The sequence below is a fragment of the Bradyrhizobium sp. in8p8 genome (assembly GCF_000426845.1).
Lineage (GTDB): Bacteria > Pseudomonadota > Alphaproteobacteria > Rhizobiales > Xanthobacteraceae > Bradyrhizobium > Bradyrhizobium japonicum_C.
Map to the genome: position 1 here is coordinate 221268 of NZ_AUGD01000007.1, position 18775 is coordinate 240042.

At 64.9% G+C, this 18775-nt stretch carries 19 protein-coding genes; 15 read left to right on the forward strand and 4 right to left on the reverse strand.

Going from position 1 to position 18775, the window contains the following annotated elements; all coding sequences use genetic code 11:
- Positions 1-13 precede the first annotated feature (13 nt).
- The 9 genes from K408_RS0119415 to ccoS all read left to right on the forward strand — a co-directional run bounded on the left by K408_RS0119415 (position 14) and on the right by ccoS (position 8556).
- Positions 14-439 carry a CBS domain-containing protein gene (locus K408_RS0119415; RefSeq protein WP_024340152.1) on the forward strand — a complete coding sequence of 142 codons (426 nt, stop codon included), beginning with the start codon at positions 14-16 and terminating at the stop codon, positions 437-439.
- 204 nt (positions 440-643) lie between these two features.
- The gene (gene ccoN / locus K408_RS0119420; RefSeq protein WP_024340151.1) at positions 644-2293 is read left to right on the forward strand and encodes a cytochrome-c oxidase, cbb3-type subunit I; all 1650 of its coding nucleotides are present in this window, start codon (positions 644-646) and stop codon (positions 2291-2293) included.
- 10 nt (positions 2294-2303) lie between these two features.
- Positions 2304-3038 (forward strand): cytochrome-c oxidase, cbb3-type subunit II, encoded by a 735-nt coding sequence (ccoO, locus tag K408_RS0119425; RefSeq protein WP_024340150.1) that lies wholly within the window; start codon positions 2304-2306, stop codon positions 3036-3038.
- A gap of 13 nt (positions 3039-3051) precedes the next feature.
- The gene (locus K408_RS0119430) at positions 3052-3216 is read left to right on the forward strand and encodes a cbb3-type cytochrome oxidase subunit 3 (protein WP_024340149.1); all 165 of its coding nucleotides are present in this window, start codon (positions 3052-3054) and stop codon (positions 3214-3216) included.
- A gap of 6 nt (positions 3217-3222) precedes the next feature.
- Entirely contained in the window at positions 3223-4098 is an 876-nt protein-coding gene (ccoP, locus tag K408_RS0119435; RefSeq protein ID WP_024340148.1) for a cytochrome-c oxidase, cbb3-type subunit III, read from the forward strand.
- Positions 4099-4219: 121 nt separating this feature from the next.
- Positions 4220-5686, forward strand: a complete 1467-nt coding sequence (gene ccoG / locus K408_RS0119440; RefSeq protein WP_024340147.1) for a cytochrome c oxidase accessory protein CcoG — start codon at positions 4220-4222, stop codon at positions 5684-5686.
- Positions 5687-5702: 16 nt separating this feature from the next.
- Entirely contained in the window at positions 5703-6188 is a 486-nt protein-coding gene (locus tag K408_RS0119445) for a FixH family protein (RefSeq protein ID WP_024340146.1), read from the forward strand.
- Positions 6189-6199: 11 nt separating this feature from the next.
- On the forward strand, positions 6200-8389 hold the full coding sequence (locus K408_RS0119450; RefSeq protein WP_024340145.1) for a cation-translocating P-type ATPase: 2190 nt from the start codon (positions 6200-6202) through the stop codon (positions 8387-8389).
- A complete protein-coding gene (ccoS, locus tag K408_RS0119455; protein WP_008550618.1) occupies positions 8389-8556 on the forward strand; it encodes a cbb3-type cytochrome oxidase assembly protein CcoS in 168 nt (55 codons plus the stop codon). Before K408_RS0119450 ends, ccoS begins: the two co-directional genes overlap by 1 nt.
- On the opposite strand, the gene K408_RS0119460 is transcribed toward ccoS, so the two are convergent.
- Together K408_RS0119460 and K408_RS0119465 are read right to left on the reverse strand one after the other, a co-directional pair.
- Complete coding sequence (locus tag K408_RS0119460; protein WP_024340144.1) at positions 8553-9755, reverse strand: MFS transporter; 1203 nt, start codon at positions 9753-9755, stop codon at positions 8553-8555. The two genes, ccoS and K408_RS0119460, sit on opposite strands and share 4 nt — an antisense overlap.
- 101 nt (positions 9756-9856) lie before the next feature.
- Positions 9857-10336, reverse strand: a complete 480-nt coding sequence (locus tag K408_RS0119465) for a cupin domain-containing protein (RefSeq protein ID WP_024340143.1) — start codon at positions 10334-10336, stop codon at positions 9857-9859.
- Between the two features lie 235 nt (positions 10337-10571).
- Here K408_RS0119465 and K408_RS0119470 point away from each other — a divergent pair, with 235 nt between their 5' ends.
- Together K408_RS0119470 and K408_RS0119475 are read left to right on the forward strand one after the other, a co-directional pair.
- Positions 10572-10856, forward strand: a complete 285-nt coding sequence (locus K408_RS0119470; protein ID WP_024340142.1) for a hypothetical protein — start codon at positions 10572-10574, stop codon at positions 10854-10856.
- Between the two features lie 83 nt (positions 10857-10939).
- Entirely contained in the window at positions 10940-11656 is a 717-nt protein-coding gene (locus tag K408_RS0119475; RefSeq protein ID WP_024340141.1) for a peroxiredoxin-like family protein, read from the forward strand.
- Between the two features lie 9 nt (positions 11657-11665).
- Here the strand turns inward: K408_RS0119475 and K408_RS0119480 are convergent, their stop codons facing one another.
- Complete coding sequence (locus K408_RS0119480; RefSeq protein ID WP_024340140.1) at positions 11666-12553, reverse strand: LysR family transcriptional regulator; 888 nt, start codon at positions 12551-12553, stop codon at positions 11666-11668.
- 188 nt (positions 12554-12741) lie between these two features.
- On the opposite strand from K408_RS0119480, the gene K408_RS0119485 reads away from it, so the two are divergent.
- The 3 genes from K408_RS0119485 to K408_RS0119495 all read left to right on the forward strand — a co-directional run bounded on the left by K408_RS0119485 (position 12742) and on the right by K408_RS0119495 (position 15809).
- The gene (locus tag K408_RS0119485; protein ID WP_024340139.1) at positions 12742-13566 is read left to right on the forward strand and encodes a 3-hydroxybutyrate dehydrogenase; all 825 of its coding nucleotides are present in this window, start codon (positions 12742-12744) and stop codon (positions 13564-13566) included.
- A 70-nt stretch (positions 13567-13636) separates the two neighbouring features.
- A complete protein-coding gene (locus K408_RS0119490; protein WP_024340138.1) occupies positions 13637-14785 on the forward strand; it encodes a DUF3734 domain-containing protein in 1149 nt (382 codons plus the stop codon).
- A gap of 73 nt (positions 14786-14858) precedes the next feature.
- Positions 14859-15809 (forward strand): oxygenase MpaB family protein, encoded by a 951-nt coding sequence (locus K408_RS0119495; RefSeq protein WP_024340137.1) that lies wholly within the window; start codon positions 14859-14861, stop codon positions 15807-15809.
- Positions 15810-15890: 81 nt separating this feature from the next.
- Here K408_RS0119495 and glgA read toward each other — a convergent pair whose 3' ends face one another.
- Positions 15891-17306, reverse strand: a complete 1416-nt coding sequence (gene glgA, locus K408_RS0119500; RefSeq protein ID WP_024340136.1) for a glycogen synthase GlgA — start codon at positions 17304-17306, stop codon at positions 15891-15893.
- A 182-nt stretch (positions 17307-17488) separates the two neighbouring features.
- Between glgA and K408_RS0119505 the strand changes: the two genes are divergently transcribed.
- Entirely contained in the window at positions 17489-18685 is a 1197-nt protein-coding gene (locus tag K408_RS0119505; protein WP_024340135.1) for a CaiB/BaiF CoA transferase family protein, read from the forward strand.
- Positions 18686-18775 lie beyond the last annotated feature (90 nt).

Consider the following 18775-nt stretch of genomic DNA (forward strand, 5'->3'; position numbering starts at 1 on the left):
AGGAGGACGCGCCGTGTATAAATTTCTTGAACAGACCGTCGACGGCTTCATGACGCGCAACGTCAAGACGGTGCAGCGCAGCCTCGACTTATTCCATCTCAGCGAGATGTTCGAGACCGACGATTTCAACTCCTATCCGGTCGAAGACGACGGGCAAGTGGTTGGCATCGTCACCAAATTCGACATCCTGAAATGCTTCGCCTTCACGCCGAGCCAGATGTTGCCGCGCTACGATGACCTGATGAGCCGCAAGATCGGTGACGTCATGACGCCCGAGTTCATCTATGTCAGCCCCGATACGCGGCTGACGCGTGTGCTCCAGATCATGGTCGAGCACCGTATCCGGAGCATCATCGTGCTCGACAGTGCACAGAAGCTGGTCGGCATCATTGCCCGCGAGGATGTCATCGCGGCGCTGAAGGCGAGCGCCGGCGACTGACAGCGCTCGACCCGGCAATTCGGGCTCCGTGATATTACGGAAGCGGCCGGTGTTGCGGCGTCCGATGCCGGCCGCAAGCGATTGATCTCGCGTCCAATCCGCGGCTGCTCCACACGAACAGAAATCCATCCATCTTGATTTCAATCAATTCCCCGCGAGGGTGAATGTGGTTTCTGGCCCTGTGTTCTTTCAGAGAGAATCCGCATGAGCCAGCCCTCCATTTCAAAATCAATGACCATCGGTGAAAGCGGCTTGGCTGTCGTATTCGCAGTCACCGCTTTCTTTTGCGTCATCGCCTCGGCCAAGGCGCTCGATGCGCCCTTCGCCTTCCACGCCGCGCTCAGCGCGGCGGCGAGCGTGGCTGCGGTGTTCGTCATCGTCAACCGCTACTTCGAGCGGCCGGCGGCGTTGCCGCCCCAGGAAATCAACGGCCGCCCGAACTACAACATGGGGCCGATCAAGTTCTCCGCCTTCATGGCCGTGTTCTGGGGCATTGCCGGCTTCCTCGTCGGCCTCATCATTGCTTCGCAGCTGGCTTGGCCCGCGTTGAACTTCGACCTGCCCTGGACCAGCTTCGGCCGCCTGCGGCCGCTGCACACCTCCGCCGTGATCTTCGCTTTCGGCGGCAACGTGCTGATCGCGACGTCCTTCTACGTGGTGCAGAAGTCCTGCCGCGCACGCTTGGCCGGCGACCTCGCGCCGTGGTTCGTGGTGGTGGGCTACAATTTCTTCATTCTGATCGCCGGCACGGGCTATCTGCTCGGCGTCACCCAGTCGAAGGAATATGCCGAGCCGGAATGGTACGCCGACCTGTGGCTCACCATCGTCTGGGTCGTCTATCTGCTCGTCTTCCTTGCCACCATCTTCAAGCGCAAGGAGCCGCACATCTTCGTCGCGAACTGGTTCTATCTCGCCTTCATCGTGACGATCGCGGTCCTGCATCTCGGCAACAATCCGGCGCTCCCCGTCTCGGTGTTCGGCTCGAAGTCCTACGTCGCCTGGGGCGGCATCCAGGACGCCATGTTCCAGTGGTGGTACGGCCATAACGCGGTCGGCTTCTTCCTGACAGCGGGCTTCCTCGCCATCATGTATTACTTCGTGCCGAAGCGCGCAGAGCGGCCGATCTATTCCTATCGGCTCTCGATCGTGCACTTCTGGGCGCTGATCTTCCTCTACATCTGGGCCGGCCCGCACCATCTGCACTACACGGCGCTGCCGGACTGGACGCAGACGCTGGGGATGACCTTCTCCATCATGCTGTGGATGCCCTCATGGGGCGGCATGATCAACGGCCTGATGACCCTGTCGGGTGCCTGGGACAAGCTGCGCACCGATCCCGTGCTGCGGATGCTCGTGGTCTCCGTCGCCTTCTACGGCATGTCGACCTTCGAAGGCCCGATGATGTCGATCAAGGTGGTCAACTCGCTCAGTCACTACACCGACTGGACCATCGGCCACGTGCATTCCGGCGCGCTCGGCTGGGTCGGCTTCGTCTCCTTCGGCGCGCTCTACTGCCTGGTGCCGTGGGCCTGGAACCGCAAGGGACTCTACAGCCTCAAGCTCGTCAACTGGCACTTCTGGGTCGCCACGCTCGGCATCGTCCTCTACATCTCGGCGATGTGGGTGTCCGGCATCCTGCAGGGCCTGATGTGGCGCGCCTACACCTCGCTCGGCTTCCTCGAATATTCCTTCATCGAAACCGTCGAGGCGATGCATCCCTTCTACATCATCCGCGCCGCCGGCGGCGGCCTGTTCCTGATCGGCTCGCTGATCATGGCCTATAATCTCTGGATGACCGTTCGCGTCGGCGAGGCGGAAGTCCAGATGCCCGTCGCTCTTCAGCCGGCGGAGTGAGGAGCAAACAATGTCATTCTGGACACGCCACCAAGTCTTCGAAAAGAACTCGATCATCCTCGTCGTCGGCATCCTGCTGGTGGTCGCGATCGGCGGTCTCGTCGAGATCACCCCGCTGTTCTACCTCAAGAGCACGATCGAGAAGGTCGACGGGGTCAGGCCCTACACGCCGCTCGAGCTCGCGGGCCGCAACATCTACGTCCGCGAGGGCTGCTATCTCTGCCATTCGCAGATGGTGCGGCCGCTGCGTGACGAGGTCGAACGCTACGGTCACTTCTCGCTCGCCGCCGAGAGCATGTATGATCATCCGTTCCAGTGGGGCTCCAAGCGTACCGGACCTGATCTTGCCCGCGTCGGCGCCAAGTATTCCGACGACTGGCACGTCACCCATCTGACCAACCCGCGTGCGATCGTGCCGCAGTCGGTCATGCCAGGCTATCCGTTCCTCAGCAAGACCGAGGTCGACCCGGATGCGATCGCCGGCGACATGCGCGCGCTGAAGACCGTCGGGGTCCCCTATAGCGACGAGCAGATCGCCAATGCCGCGGCCGACCTGAAAGCCCAGGCCGATCCGGACAATGCCGGCTCCGACGCCTTCACGAAGCGCTACGCCAAGGCCGTCGTGCGCAACTTCGACGGCAAGACCGGCACGCCGACCGAGATGGACGCGCTCGTTGCGTACTTGCAGATGCTCGGCACGCTGGTCGACTTCAAGATCTACAATGAGAAAGCCAATCTTCGCTGAGAAGGCATGAACGATGAAAGCCATCCTGACAGTCCACAATCTAGCGTCCGATCTCGTGGCGACGATCTGGACACCGGTGTTCGTCGCGATCTTTCTCGCGATCATCGCCTACGCATTTTGGCCCCGTAACAAGGCTGCGTTCGACAAAGCAGCGCACCTGCCCTTGCGGGAGGAGTGAGAAACCATGACCGATCATTCTAGCGACATCGATTCCCTCTCCGGGAAGTCCACGACCGGACACGAGTGGGACGGCATCAAGGAGCTCAACACGCCGCTCCCACGGTGGTGGGTGATCACCTTCTACCTCACCATCCTCTGGTCGATCGGCTACTGGATCGTCTATCCGGCCTGGCCGCTGATCTCCAGCAACACCATAGGCGTGTTCGGCTACTCCTCGCGCGCCGACGTTGCGGTCGAACTCGCCAACCTCGAGAAGATCCGCGGTGACAAGATGGCGGCGCTGGGCACGGCCTCGCTCGCCGACATCGAGAAGGACCCGGCTCTGCTGGCGCTTGCGCGCGCCAAGGGCAAGACCGTGTTCGGCGACAATTGCGCGCCTTGCCACGGCACGGGTGCGACGGGATCCAAGGGCTATCCCAACCTGAACGATGACGAATGGCTGTGGGGCGGCTCGCTCGACCAGATCATGCAGACGATCCAGTTCGGCGTGCGGTCGGGCCATGCCAAGAGCCATGAGGGCCAGATGCTCGCCTTCGGCAAGGACGGCGTGCTGAAGCCGGACGAGATCGTCACCGTCGCCAACTACGTCCGATCGCTGTCGGGCCTTTCCACCCGCAACGGCTACGACGCCGCCAAGGGCGAGAAGATCTTTGCCGAGAATTGCGCCGCCTGCCACGGCGATGCCGGCAAGGGCAACCCGGAGCTGGGTGCCCCGAACCTGACCGACAAGATCTGGCTCTACGGCTCCGACGAGGCGAGCCTGGTCGAGACCATCAGCCAAGGCCGCGCCGGCGTGATGCCGGCCTGGGAAGGCCGGCTCGATCCCGCCACCATCAAGGCGATGGCGGTCTACGTCCATTCGCTCGGCGGCGGCAAGTAGCCGATCGACGATCGACGTCCTGCGGCGGGGGCGAAGAAAAGCGCCCCCGTTTGCGTTGGATCAAGGGAGATTCCGGCGCCAGGTCTAGGTTCAATCGCACCTCTTCGAGAAACTCCAGGCGATGAACAAGACCGTAAATCCGAACGAACTGAAGCCTGCGGATGACACCGGGCCGCTCTATGCAGCCCGCAAGAAGGTCTATCCCCAGAGCGTCTCCGGCACGTTCCGCCGGATCAAATGGACGCTGATGGCGATCTGCCTCGGCGTCTATTATTTCCTGCCGTTCGTGCGATGGAACCGCGGTCTCGGCGCGCCCAGCCAGGCGGTGCTGATAGATCTTCCCAACAGCCGCTTTTACTTCTTCTTCATCGAGCTGTGGCCGCAGGAGGTCTACTACTTCACCGGCCTGCTGATCGTGGCCGCGGTGGCGCTGTTCCTTATGAACTCGGTCGGCGGTCGCATCTGGTGCGGCTATCTCTGTCCGCAGACGGTGTGGACCGACCTGTTCTATGCCGTCGAACGTCTGGTCGAAGGTGACCGGCGCGAGCGGATGAAGAAGGACAAATCGTCCGATCCGCTGAAGCTCGAGCGCATCTCCGAGATCGTGCTCAAGCATTCGATCTGGCTCATGATCGCGTGGTGGACCGGCGGCGCCTGGGTGCTCTATTTCACCGACGCGCCGACCCTGGTGAAGGAGCTCGTCACGTTCCAGGCGCCGATGATCGCCTATATCTGGATCGGCATCCTCACCGCGACGACCTATGTCCTCGCCGGCTTCATGCGTGAGCAGGTCTGCACCTATATGTGCCCATGGCCGCGCATTCAGGCCGCGCTCACGGACGAATGGGCGCTCAACGTCACCTATCGCTACGACCGCGGCGAGAAGCGGACGTCTGTCAAGAAGGCGGCCGAGCTGCGCGCGCTCGGCCAGCAGGTCGGTGACTGCGTCGACTGTTATCAATGCGTCGCGGTCTGTCCGACCGGCATCGACATCCGCAACGGACCGCAGCTCGAATGCATCCAATGCGGGCTGTGCATCGACGCCTGCGACAACGTGATGGCGAAGATCGGCCGGCCGAAGCGGCTGATCGGCTACGACAACGACATCAACATCCACCGCCGCCAGGAAGGCAAGGCGCCGATCTACCGCATCGTCCGCCCGCGCACCATCGTCTACAGCGCGATCATCGTGGCCATCGGCGGCTTCATGACTTATACGCTCGCGACCCGCAGCCTGCTCGACGTCAACGTGCTGCACGATCGCAACCCGATCGCGGTCAAGCTCAGCGACGGCTCGATCCGCAACGCCTACACGGTGCGGCTGCTCAACAAGAGCGGTTATGACCGCGTCATTGCGATCGACGCCAACGGGCCGGCCAATGCGACGATCCATGTCATCGGCGTCGATTCGGTAACGCCTGATCGGCCGATGATCGTGATCCCACGCGACTCCACCAGCGAGCTGCGGCTGCTCGTCACCGCGCCGGCAGAGAACAATCCGGAGAAGTCGATCCCCGTCCGTTTCCTGGTCACCGATATCGGGCTCGGCGAGGTCGCTTCCGCAACCGACAATTTCGTCTCACCTTGAGGATCAGGAGACTGCCATGGCATCCAAGCCGCTGACCGGAACCAAGGTCTTCCTGATGCTGGTCGCTTTCTTCGGCGTCGTGATCGGGGCCAACTTCACCATGATGAAGCTCGCGATCGCGACGCTGCCCGGCACCGACGTCGACAGTCCCTATGCCGCAGGCCTTGTCTACGATCGCGAGATCTCGGCGGCGCAGGACCAAGCTGCGCGCAAGTGGAAGGTCAACGCGCATATCGAGCGCCGCAGCGACGGCGGCGCCTCGGTCCAGATCGAAGCCCGCGATGCCGGCGGCCAGCCGATCTCGGGACTGAAGTTCGGCGGCCGGCTGGAGCGGCCGACCGACAAGCGCGCCGATCTCGCCGTCGAGCTCACGGAATCCGGCATTGGTCTCTATCGCGGCAGTGCCGCGGACGTCGCGCCGGGCCAATGGGACCTGGTGATCGAGGGCGAGGCGCGGGGAACGCGCGTGTTCCTGTCGCGCAATCGCGTGATCCTGAACTGAAGGACGCCGTCATGCACATCACGCGGGATTTTTCGCACTACGTTCGGAGCGCGGGCGAGGGCGTCCAGCACATCGATCTCGCGGTCGAGGGCGTTCACTGCGCCGGGTGCATGGCCAAGATCGAGCGCGGCCTGTCAGCCATTCCCGATGTCACGCTGGCACGCGTGAATCTCACCGACCGCCGCGTCGCCCTGGAATGGAAGGCGGGCACGCTCGATCCCGGCCGATTCATCGATCGGCTCGAGGAACTCGGTTACAAGGCCTATCCCTTCGAGACCGAAAGCGCGGAGGCGGCCGAGGTCGCCGAATCGCGTTTCCTGCTGCGCTGTCTCGGGGTCGCAGCCTTCGCCACCATGAACGTGATGATGCTGTCGATCCCGGTGTGGTCGGGCAACGTCTCGGACATGCTGCCCGAGCAACGCGACTTCTTCCACTGGCTCTCGGCGCTGATCGCATTGCCGGCGGCGGCCTATGCCGGCCAGCCGTTCTTCCGTTCGGCCTGGCGCGCACTGTCGGCGAAGACCACCAACATGGACGTGCCGATCTCGATCGGCGTGATCCTGGCTCTCGGCATGTCCGTGGTCGAGACCATCAACCACGCCGAGCACGCCTATTTCGACGCGGCGATCATGCTGCTGACCTTCCTGCTGGTCGGCCGCTTCCTCGACCAGAACATGCGGCGCCGGACGCGCGCGGTCGCCGGCAATCTCGCCGCGCTCAAGGCGGAGACGGCCGCGAAGTTCGTCGGTCCCGACGAGATCTCGCAGGTGCCGGTTGCCGCGATCAATGCCGGCGACATCGTGCTGCTGCGACCGGGTGAGCGCTGCGCGGTCGACGGCACCGTGATCGAGGGGCGTTCCGAGATCGATCAGAGCCTGATCACCGGCGAGACGCTCTATGTCACGGCAGAGCAGGGCACGCCGGTCTACGCGGGGTCGATGAACATTTCGGGCACGTTGCGGGTCCGGGTCTCGGCCGCCTCGGAGGCGACGCTGCTCGCGGAGATCACGCGGCTGCTCGACAACGCGCTCCAGGCGCGCTCGCGCTACATGCGCCTCGCCGACCGCGCCTCGCGGCTCTACGCGCCGGTCGTGCACGCGACCGCGCTTCTGACCATCCTCGGCTGGGTCATCGCCGGCGCGAGCTGGCATGATGCGATCGTCACCGGCGTGGCGGTGCTGATCATCACCTGCCCGTGTGCGCTCGGTCTTGCCATTCCGACCGTGCAGACGGTCGCCTCCGGGGCGATGTTCAAAGCGGGTGTGCTGCTCAATGCCGGTGACGCCATCGAGCGGCTGGCCGAAGCCGACCATGTCATCTTCGACAAGACCGGCACGCTGACGCTGCCCGATCTCGAAGTCATCAATGCCGCCGACATCCCCGCCGACGTCTTCGATCTCGCCGGCCGGCTCGCGCTGTCGAGCCATCATCCGGTGGCGGCGGCGGTTGCGCAGGCCGCCGGTGCGAAGTCTCCGATCGTCGGAGCTGTCGAGGAATCCGGTCAGGGCGTCCGCGCGAGCGTCGACGGCGTCGAGCTTCGCCTGGGGCGCCCGTCCTTCTGCGGCGCCGGGGCGTTGGTCGGCGGCGCCACGGTGGATCCCGAAGCGTCGATCGTGGCTTTCAGCAAGGGCAGCGAGAAGTTCATCCTTTCCGTCCGCCAGGGCTTGCGCCCCGATGCGCGAGCCGCGATTGCGGCGCTGAAGGCGCGCAACATGGGCATCGAGATCCTGTCCGGCGACCGCGAGCCGGCGGTGAAGGCGGCGGCCAATGCGCTTGGAATCCCGGAATGGCGCGCCGGCGTGACGCCTGCCGACAAGATTGCAAGGATCGAGGAGCTGAAGCAGCGCGGCGCCAAGGTGCTGATGGTGGGCGACGGCATGAACGATGCGCCTTCGCTCGCGGCAGCCCATATCTCGATGTCGCCGATCTCGGCCGCGCATCTCAGCCAGGCGACCGCCGATCTCGTCTTCCTCGGCCGGCCGCTGGCCCCGGTCGTCGCCGCCATCGACGCATCGCGCAAGGCCTTGCACCTGATGCGGCAGAACCTCTGGCTCGCCATCGGCTACAACGTTCTGGCCGTGCCGGTCGCGATCAGCGGTGTCGTGACGCCCCTGATCGCGGCAGCCGCCATGAGCGGTTCGTCGATCCTGGTCATGCTGAACTCGCTGCGCGCCCGCAGCGCCTCGCGGGAGATCGTGTGATGGAGATCCTGGTCATTCTGGTCCCGCTGGCGCTGATGCTGGGAGGTGCGGGTCTCGTCGCCTTCCTCTGGTCGCTCAGGAGCGGACAGTACGACGATCTCGACGGTGCCGCCTGGCGCGCCATCGCCGATGACGAGCCGCCGCAGGAAGCACCGGCGAAACGCTAGCGTTTCAGGGCGAAGGTGAGCACGGCCGCCAGCGCGAGCGCCACGCCCACGCCGGCGACGCAGGCCTGCCAGCCGAAAGCATCGAACAGCCGGCCGAGCACGGCCGTGCCGACGAGCCCGCCGCAGAAATAGCACGCAAGATAGGTGCCGCTGGCAAGGCCGCGGTTGTCGGCTGCCGCCTGTCCGATAAAGCCGGTCGCGGCGGCCTGGGCGAAGAACGTGCCGACGCCGACCAGGACCATTCCGGCGAGCACCGTGCCAAGATGCTGCGCCAGCATCAAGGGCAGCCCGAGCCCGGCGACTGCGAGCGCGCTCCAGATCGTGGGCCGCGTTCCCAGCCGCGCGGCCACCTTGCCCGCGAGAAGCGTCGTGACGATCGATGGCAGGAAGACGAAATAGACGAGGCCTAGATCCATCATGCCAAGCGACAGTGGCGGCCGCACCAGAACGAAATTGACGAAAGTGAAGGTGCCGATGAAAGCAAACAGAATGCAGAAGCCGATGCCGTAGGCGGCGCGCAGCCGCGGATTGCGCCAATGCGCGATCATGGCGGCCAGCGGAGATCCCGCAGGCCTCATCGCATGCATCGGCGGCACGCGCTTGATGGTGAAATAGACCAGCAGTGCGCCGGCAAGATTGAGCCCGGCGAAGACGTAGAAGTTCCAGGCGAGGCCGAGGCCATCGGCAAGCGCCGCCGAGATCAGCCGCCCGACGAGGTTGCTGGCGACATTGCCGGTGATGTACGCCGCAAACGCGCTGCCGGCGTCCATGGCGCTGCACTGCTCGCCGAGGTGAGCGAGGGTGAGTGCGAAGGCGGAGGCCATGCACAGGCCCTGCGCGACGCGCAGGGCGGTGAAGACGGCCAGATTGGGCGCGGAGGCCAGCAGGCTGGTGGGGATCGCAAGAAATGCCAGGCTGAGCAGGATGCCCGTTCGCCGGTCGATATGCGGGCTGAAGATACCGACGACGAGACCGGCAAGGGCCATGCCGAAGGTGCTGGCATTCACCGCAAAGCCCATCGCTGCGGGGGTGACGCCGTAATGCCGTGTCAACGAGGGAAGGATCGCCTGCGTCGCGAAGAGATCGACGACGGTCAGGAAGGCGGTGAGGCCGATCACGATCGAGCGAAGCGCGAAACCGGGGGGATGCGCCTCCATCGTCATCGCGCCCGGCTTGATGGGAGCCGAAAGATCGATCATGCCTGATTGTCCTGTGCGGATGTGGCGCCCGGCATGCGGGGCCGGCATGGGGAATCCGGGCGCCACACCCGGTAACGAGTGCGCTGGGGCTGGGGCGCTCGTTACATGTGATGGTCGTTGGGATCCTTGCGGACGTCGCCGACGTAGAGAATGACGGTCTCCTTGCCGAGGTTCTTCCACCAATGCGAGGTGCCGTAGACTTCGGGGCGGATGTCGCCGGCCTTGTGCACGATCGGATCGACGCAGTTGGAGGCGTATTCGACGATCTCGCCTTGTTGCACGAAGATCAAAGCCGGGCGGTCATCATGGCTGTGCCAGGGCACGATGCCGCCGGGCGCGATGGTCAGCTTGCGGAAGCGCAGCTCGCGGCCCTCGATACGGGCAGGCTGCTTGCCGAGATCGATCGCGCCGAGCGTAACGTCGGTGACGCCGACGGCCTTGTGGTCGACCATTTGCTGCGCGTTCGGCTTGATCTTGCCGGCCGGGCACTCGCCGGCGAAAACCGGCGTCGCAAACGTCAGCGCCCCGAGAACGGCAACGCCTGTCCACACCACGCGGGAGGCTGTGAGATGCCTAGACATGGAAAGTCTCCTGTGTTGGCCGCAACCGCGATGGTCGCGGGCGATGGCAGGAGCTTCGTCGAGACCGTCTCCATATTGAAATGCCGGCTTGCTTTCGATGCGATAGCCCGGCGCTATCCCGATAGGCGACGGCTATCGAACCGATTGGGCATCGGCATTTCCGCTTTCGCGATATCCGGCGTCCGATGGCAGCGCGCCCGATCGGCGGGCGTTCTCGTCAGTTCGGAGGAGCACCATGACGCAATTTTCCAAGACCCTGATCGCGACCGCCGCCTTTGCGGTCATCGCAACGGCGGCCTTTTCGCAAGCCGCATGGGACTTCAAGCCCGGCATGGCCTATGTCTATGGCGGACCCGGCAAGATGTCCGCGATGGCCATGGCCCCGGCCGAGAAGAACCACGAGGCCATGATGAAGCACGCGAAGAAGGTGCCCGACAACACCGTGTTCTTCATGGACAATGGTACGTTGTACTCTGCCTCCGGGCGGCTCGATCCCACCGGCAATTTCTACGTGAACTGAACCGGTCCTGGCATCGCGGCCGCCCCTTGCGGGCGGCCGAACCGGGAAACTAGTATTCACCACGGGGAATGCCGGAGCAGAAGATGACCTCTCTCTCGCCAGCCGACGCCGAACAGCTCAGGCTCGCCTTCCAGCGCTGCCGCGACATGGACGGCACGCTGAACGAACAGCTCCGCGCCTATGCCGACGCCAGCCGCAAGGTCTTTCCCGCCTATGGCGAGGCGGTCGATCGCCTGGTGATGCGATTGAGCGGAAATGGCGGCGGCGAGACGGCGCCGCGCCGGGGCGACCCCATGCCGTCGTTCATGCTGCCTGACGAGGGCGGGCATCTCGTTTCCTTGCCTTCGCTGCTGAGGAGCGGCCCTGTCGCGGTGATGTTCTTCCGCGGTCATTGGTGCCCCTATTGCCGGCTCAATGTTCGTGCCGTGGTCCAGGCGCTCGATCGCATCAAGGCATTTGGGGCACAGGTTGTCGCGATCATGCCGGAGACGCAGGAATACACGCGGCAGCTCAAGGCCGAATCCCGCGCGCCATTTCCGATGCTGACCGATCTCGATAATGGCTATGCGCTGTCGCTCAACCTCGCAATCTGGCTCGGCGTGGAGATCCAGCAGTTGCTGTCCTATCAGGACATGGCGAAATTCCACGGCAACGACGGTTGGCTGCTGCCGATCCCGGCCGTATTCGTGGTCGGGCGCGACGGCATCGTGAAAGCTCGCTTCGTCGATCCCGATTTTCGCAAGCGGATGGAGATCGACGATCTGATCGAAGCGCTGGAGAGCGCCAGCCGGGAGAACTGAGCGTCCGCGCTACCCTGCGATTTGCCGCCAGTCTGCGCCGCGCAGCATGCGCATCACGGCATTGCCCACGGCGGTGCGTTGACGGCCGGCGACGCCATACAGGTTGACGGTGCGGCGGGCGTCCAGCCCCGCGACCACGGCCCGTGTCAACCGATCCGGCACCGGCGAAGTGTGCGGCATCATGGCGACGCCCATGTCGGCCTCGACCAGCTCGATCAGATCGCGCTCATTCGAGACCTCGGGGCCATGCTCGATGTCGATGCCGTGTTCGCGCAGGCTCACGGAGATGCGGCGCGCGTGTTCGCAGAAGGTCCGGTTCAGCAGCTGCTCCGATCGCAAGTCGTCCAGGTCGATCGAACTGCGGCCGGCCAGCCGGTGTCCGTTGCCGACGACCAGCTCGAAGCTCTCGGTGAACAGCGGCCAAACGTCGAGGCGGTCCCAGGCCTCGTCGATCTCCGCGGCGATGCCGAGTTCGGCTTCGCCCTTCTTCAGGAAGTCGCCGACCTCCCGGCTGGTGCCGCGCAGGAAGCGGAATTCAAGGCGGTTGAACTGCCGTTTGATCTCGTTGAGATGCGGGATGAGCAAGCCGAGGTCGATCGCATGGGTCAGCGCAATGCGGAGCGCACCGATCTCTCCGCTCTTGAACGAGGAGGCGAGCGAGCGTGCGCCGGCGGCGGCGTCATAGCACTGCTTCAGGAGCGGATGCATGCGCTGGCCGAGCTCGGTCAATTGTGCCGCCGGCCGCTCGCGGCGGAATAGATCGCCGCCGAGCTCGGCCTCGAGCTGCTTGATCGCGCGCGTCAGCGACGGCTGCGTGACGTTGCACTCCTCGGCCGCGCGCGTGAAGTTCAAGAGCTGCGCCACCGCGAGGAAATAGCGGACCTGGTGCATTTCCATGGATCGGTTCCCCAGCAGGATGGATCGGAATCTAACCGATCGCAGCGGGGAATGTCATCCCGGCCGCGATAGCGCGCGCGTATGGTTTTGGAAGCCAGGCGGCATTTCCATGCGGAGCGGCCACGCGTCATGGTCCTGCAAATGTCGGAGCTCGGCCCGAGCCCGGCGATCGCCGATGGAGGTCAGTCATGAACATGCCGCTGGAGCCGCAGACCCAGCAGCCCGGACGCGCGCTGGCCGGAAAGGTCGCGCTGGTCACGGGGTCGACCAGCGGTATTGGCCTCGGTATAGCACGAGCGCTGGCGGCCGCCGGCGCTGACGTCGTGCTGAACGGCCTTGGTATCGCGAGCGAGATTGGCCGGGCGCGCGAGCAGATCGCCGCCGAGTTCGGCATCAAGGCGAGCTACTCGCCCGCCGACATGACGAAGCCGAAATCGATCGCGGAGATGGTCGCGGCCATCATCGCCCAATCAGGCCGGCTCGACATTCTCGTCAACAATGCGGGCATCCAGCATGTCGCCCCGCTCGATCAGTTTCCCGTCGAGAAATGGGATCAGATCCTCGCGATCAACCTGACCTCGGCCTTCCACACGACACGGCTCGCCCTGCCGGCGATGCGCCGGAGCGGCTTCGGCCGGATCATCAACGTCGCCTCCGCGCACGGCCTGGTCGGCTCGCCGTTCAAGTCGGCCTATGTCGCGGCCAAGCACGGAATCGTCGGTCTGACGAAGGTCACGGCGCTGGAGACCGCGGAGGAGGGCATCACCTGCAACGCGGTCTGCCCCGGCTACGTTTCCACGCCGCTGGTCGAATCGCAGATCGAGGCGCAAGCCAAGGCGCACGGCATCTCTCGCGATCAGGTAATCCGCGACGTTTTGCTGGCGCAACAGCCGAACAAGCGTTTTGCCACGGTCGAGGAGCTCGGCGCGCTGACAGTGTTCCTGTCAACGGATGCGGCGGCTTCGATCACCGGCATTGCGCTTCCGGTCGACGGCGGCTGGACCGCGCATTGACATGGGCCGGCGTAACAAGCTGTCTTCGACGACGAATGGTCGATCGGGGCAGGCTCATCAGGAGCAAGACATGGACGATATGCAGAACGACATGCAGAGCAAGGTTACGGACCTGCCGGGACAGGTCGTGCTCGTGCTTCAGGGCGGCGGCGCGCTCGGCTCCTATCAGGCCGGGGTCTACCAGGCACTGCACGAGGCCGGCATCGAGCCGGACTGGGTCATCGGCACGTCGATCGGTGCGATCAATGCAAGCCTCATTGCCGGCAACAGGCCCGAGCACCGGCTCGCGCGATTGAGGGAGTTCTGGAAACGAATGGAGCAGCAGCCGGTCTGGGACTGGCGAGCCGCGTTTCCCGGCTTCAACGAGAAGCTCGCCTATTGGTCGACCGTGACCCACGGCATTCACGGTTTCTTCCGGCCCAATCCACTGGCGCATGCCGGCGATTCCTATCCTCTCGGCGCCGATCACGCCGGCTATTATTCGACCGCTCCGCTGGAGAAGACGCTGAGCGAACTGGTCGACTTCGATCTTGCCAATCGCTGCGCGCCGCGCCTGACGGTTGGCGCGGCTCACGTCGGCACCAGCGAAATGCGCTATTTCGACAGCCGAGACGGCGAGCTCACGGTGAAGCATGTGATGGCTTCGGGCGCGCTGCCACCGGCTTTCCCGGCCGTACGTATCGATGGCGAGCTCTATTGGGACGGAGGCATCTTGTCGAATACGCCGACGGAGGCGGTGTTCGACGACAATCCGCGGAGGAATTCGCTGATCTTCTCCGTGCATCTGTGGAATCCTGTCGGGCCCGAACCGACGACGATGGCGGAGGTGCTGAATCGGCACAAGGACGTGCAATATTCCAGCCGCATCGCGAGCCAGATCGTGCGGCAGCAACAGGCGCATCGGCTGCGTCACGTCATCAACCAGCTCGCGGCGCGACTGCCCGAAAGCGAGCGTAGCGACCCCGCCGTGCGCGAACTGGCGAGCTACGGCTGCCCGACCCGCATGCATGTGGTGCGCCTGCTGGCACCACAGCTCGAGCGCGAGACCCATACCAAGGATATCGATTTCAGTCCGTCCGGGATCACGCGGCGGTGGCATGCCGGCTATGCTCACACGAAATCGGTGCTGGCGCGCAAGCCCTGGATCGGCGAATTTGATCCGCTCGCCGGCGTGGTGCTGCACGAGCATATGGACGAGATGCCGATGGCGGCCGAGTAGGGATCGCCCGCCTTCATCGAATTGCCACAGGCCTTGTGCATCGTGATCGGTCCGCAGTCGAAAGGCCCTGCAAGTGGTGTCCGCCAGCGATCTGGAATCCGCTCTCGATCGGGTCCGCGCCAATGCGGCGGGACCGGTTGCCGGCGTGTTCGGACCTGACACGGTCACCTGGCGGATCGACCGCGAGGCCGTGATCTTTCTCGGCGCCGGCCGAGCGCTGCTCATGCAGCTGGCCCATCCCTGGGTGGCAGCCGCAATCGCCGAGCATTCCAAGACCTTTGCCGATCCGATCGGCCGTTTTCATCGCACCTTCGACATCGTCTTCGCCATGGTGTTCGGCTCGCTTGACCGGGCACTGTTGGCGTCGCGGCAACTGCACCGGCGCCACGACATGATCCTCGGCGAGATGCCCGAGACGGTCGGCCCGTTCGCGGCAGGCTCGCGCTACCGTGCCAATGACATTCCATCGCTACGCTGGGTTCACGCCACGCTGGTCGAGACCGCGTTGATGGCCCACGATCTCGTTCTCCAGCCGCTCCCAGGGGAGGAGCGTGAGCGCTATTGGGCCGAGAGCCGCATGTTCGGCGCGCTGTTCGGCCTGACGGGAGACGACTTGCCCGCGGACTGGTCCGGGTTCGCCGCTTACACCGGGGCGATGGTGGAATCCGACACGCTGACAGTCAGCCCGGCGGCACGCGAGATCGCGACGCAGATCTTCATGGGCGCGCGTCCATGGCTGCGGCCATCGCGATGGTATCGTGCGATCACGGCAAGGATGCTGCCCGAGCGGTTGCGGGCCGGGTTTGGGTTTGAGCTCGATGCGCGCGAGATCCGGTCAGCCGACAATGCGCTGAGATGGATACGGCGCGTCTATCCGAAATTGCCCGACCGGCTGCGCTATGTCGGTCCCTACCAGGAAGCGCAGGCGCGGCTGCGGGGTGAGATGCAGCCGGACTGGATGACACGGTGTCTCAACCGGGCCTGGATCGGACGGCCACGGATGGATGTGCGCGGGAAGGGGTGAGGTCCCAGTCACGCTGCCCCACGTCCGGGGCATGAGTAAGGAGTGGGCGCACCCGCCTCTCCGCGGAGAAAAGCCCCGGCGTCACACCGATGCCAGCTTGCGGTAGAGCGCGCTGTAGCTGCCGGCCGAGATGCTCCAGGAGAACGATCGTCCCATGGCGCTGCGGCGCATGGCGTCGAGCTGGTCGTGCGCCATGAAGGCGGAGAAGGCCCGGCGCACGCCCCCGAGGAAGGATTCGCGCGAGGGTTTTGAGAACAGGAATCCGGTCTCGCCGTCGCTGATGGTCTCGGCAAGGCCGCCGGTCTGGTGGCCGATCGGCAGCGAGCCGAAGCGCTGGGCATACATCTGGCTGAGGCCGCACGGCTCGAAGCGCGACGGCATCAGCGTGAAGTCGCTGCCGGCGAAGATGCGGCGCGCCTGGGCGTCGTTGAACCCGATCGCCACCCCGATTGCGTCGGGACGGCGGCGATGCGCGTCGATCAGAGCCTGCTCGAGCGCCGGCTCGCCGGAGCCGGTGACCACGATCTGCCCGCCGGCATCGACGATCTCGTCGGCCGCCGACAGCACGAGGTCGATGCCCTTCTGGTGCACGAGGCGCGCGACGATGCCGAACATCGGCCCGCGCGAGACCGCTAAGCCAAACTGCTTACGCACGTAATCCGCGTTGGCTCTCTTCCCGGCCCAATCGCCGGCGCCGAACTGCTGCGCGAGCTGGGCGCAGGAACGCGGGTCCCAACTCTCGTCGATGCCGTTGAGGATGCCGGTGAGCTCGGCGGCGTCGGAGCGCAGACGGAGCAGACCCTCGAGGCCGCAGCCGAATTCCGCGGTGGTGATCTCCCGCGCGTAGGTGCCGCTGACTGTGGTGAGGTGCGAGGCGTAGACAAGGCCCGCCTTGAGGAAGGAGACCTGGTCGTAGAACTCGACGCCGTCGATGTGGAAGGAGCTCTCCGGCGCGCCGATCCGACGCAGCGAGTCCTTCGGGAAGAGGCCCTGATAGGCGAGGTTGTGGATGGTCAGGATCGACGGCAGCTTGGCGCCGCGCCAGGCAAGATACGCCGGCACGAGCGAGGCCGGCCAGTCATTGGCATGAATCAAGTCTGCTGCCCAATTCTTGTCCAGCGTGCCCATGGCCAGCTCAGCGGCGGCCGAGGCAAAGCGCGCGAAGCGGATGTCGTTGTCGGGCCAGTCGCGCCCGGACTCATCGCCATAGGGGTTGCCGGGCCGGTCGTAGAGCTGCGAGCACAACAGCACGTAGACCGGCATTCCGTCCTTGGTCGCGGCCCGGCCGAGCGAGCAGGCCGGCATCTCCGCGAATGCAGGGCAGCGGCCAACGATCTGGATATGCGTGAGTTGCTCGATGATGTCGCGATAGCCGGGCAACATGATCCGGATATCGGCGAAGGAGCGAAGTGCACGGGGAAGCGCGGCGGAAACGGCGCCCAATCCGCCGACGCGGACGAAGTCGTCCATCTCTGTGGTGACGAATAAGACCCTCAAGAACAGCCGCCCTCTTCCGATCCCGGTTTGCTACTATGCAAGAACGGGTCCAGTTGTCCTGGAATTCCCAAGCCCCCCATTCGGCGCGTCCGCTCGGTAAATACTTTCCTACTCAGCCGCCGCCCTCTAGGGTCAGCGCATCAACAAGAGAGAACATTGAAGGTTCCAAGAGGGCTCCGGGGATGCAGCTAGCAGATAAGCATGAGGGAACGACGACAAAGGCCTTCGCGGGCCTGCGCGTCCTGGATTTTTCGACGACGATCGCCGGCCCCCATTGCACACGCATGCTCGCCGACATGGGCGCCGAGGTCATCAAGATCGAGACCGAGGGCGGGGAGACGATGCGGACCCGGCCTCCCTTGCGCCAGGGATGCAGCACCGTGTTCGGTCAGCTCAATGTCGGCAAGAAGAGCGTCGTGCTCGACCTCAAGTCCGAGGACGGCAGGGAGACGGTCCGCCGGCTGGCCGCGACGGCCGACATTCTGGTGGAGAATTTCCGCCCGGGCGTGATGCACCGGCTGCGGCTCGACTACGACCGGCTGCGCACGGTCAACCCGAGGCTGATCTACTGCTCGATCTCCGGCTACGGCCAGACCGGCCCCTCGGCCGAGCTGCCGGCCTACGCCCCCGTGATCCATGCGGCGTCCGGCTACGACATGGCGCATCTGGCCTATCAGCCGGGCCGCAACCGTCCCGATTATTGCGGCATCTATCACGCCGACGTCGTCACCGGGACCTACGGCTTCGGCGCGATTGCTTCGGCGCTCTATCAGCGCAGCGTGACCGGCCTGGGCCAGCATATCGACGTCTCCATGCTGGAATCCATGCTGAGCTTGACGGTGATCGAGCTGCAGAGCTCGCAATTCGCGGTGAAGCCGCCGCCGCGCCCGATGTTCGGCCCGACCGAGACGGCGAGCGGCTATGTCATGATCACGGTCGCAAGCGAGAAGACGTTTCAGGGATTGATGGCCGTGATCGGACGCCCCGAATGGATCTCCGATCCACGCTTTGCCACCTACGCGGCGCGCCGCGAGAACTGGGCTGACCTGATGGACGGCGTCGAGATCTGGTCGCGTCAGCTCAAGACCGATGCGTGCCTCGCCGCGCTTGGCGCTGCCGGCGTGCCGGCCTCGGCCTACCGCACCGTGGCCGAGGCGCTGGCCGACCCGCAGCTTGCGCACCGGCAGGCGCTCTCCGAGGTGCGGGACGAGGGTGGCTCCTTCCGCGTGCTCAATCTGCCGTTCCGGATGTCCGGCGCGGACACCGCGCCCGGCAAGATGATCGCCGTGCTCGGCGAGCACACCGACGCGCTGCGCAACGAGATCGGCATCGCCAGCGACACGTCAATTCCGCCAGGCAAAACAGCCGCGACGAACTGAGCGACATCGCCGCCGCGTGCGGCGCTCGGACTTCTGTTCGTTCCTCTTGCGGTGGCGGGCATTTGTCGTCAATCTCGCCCTCAAGTCGTT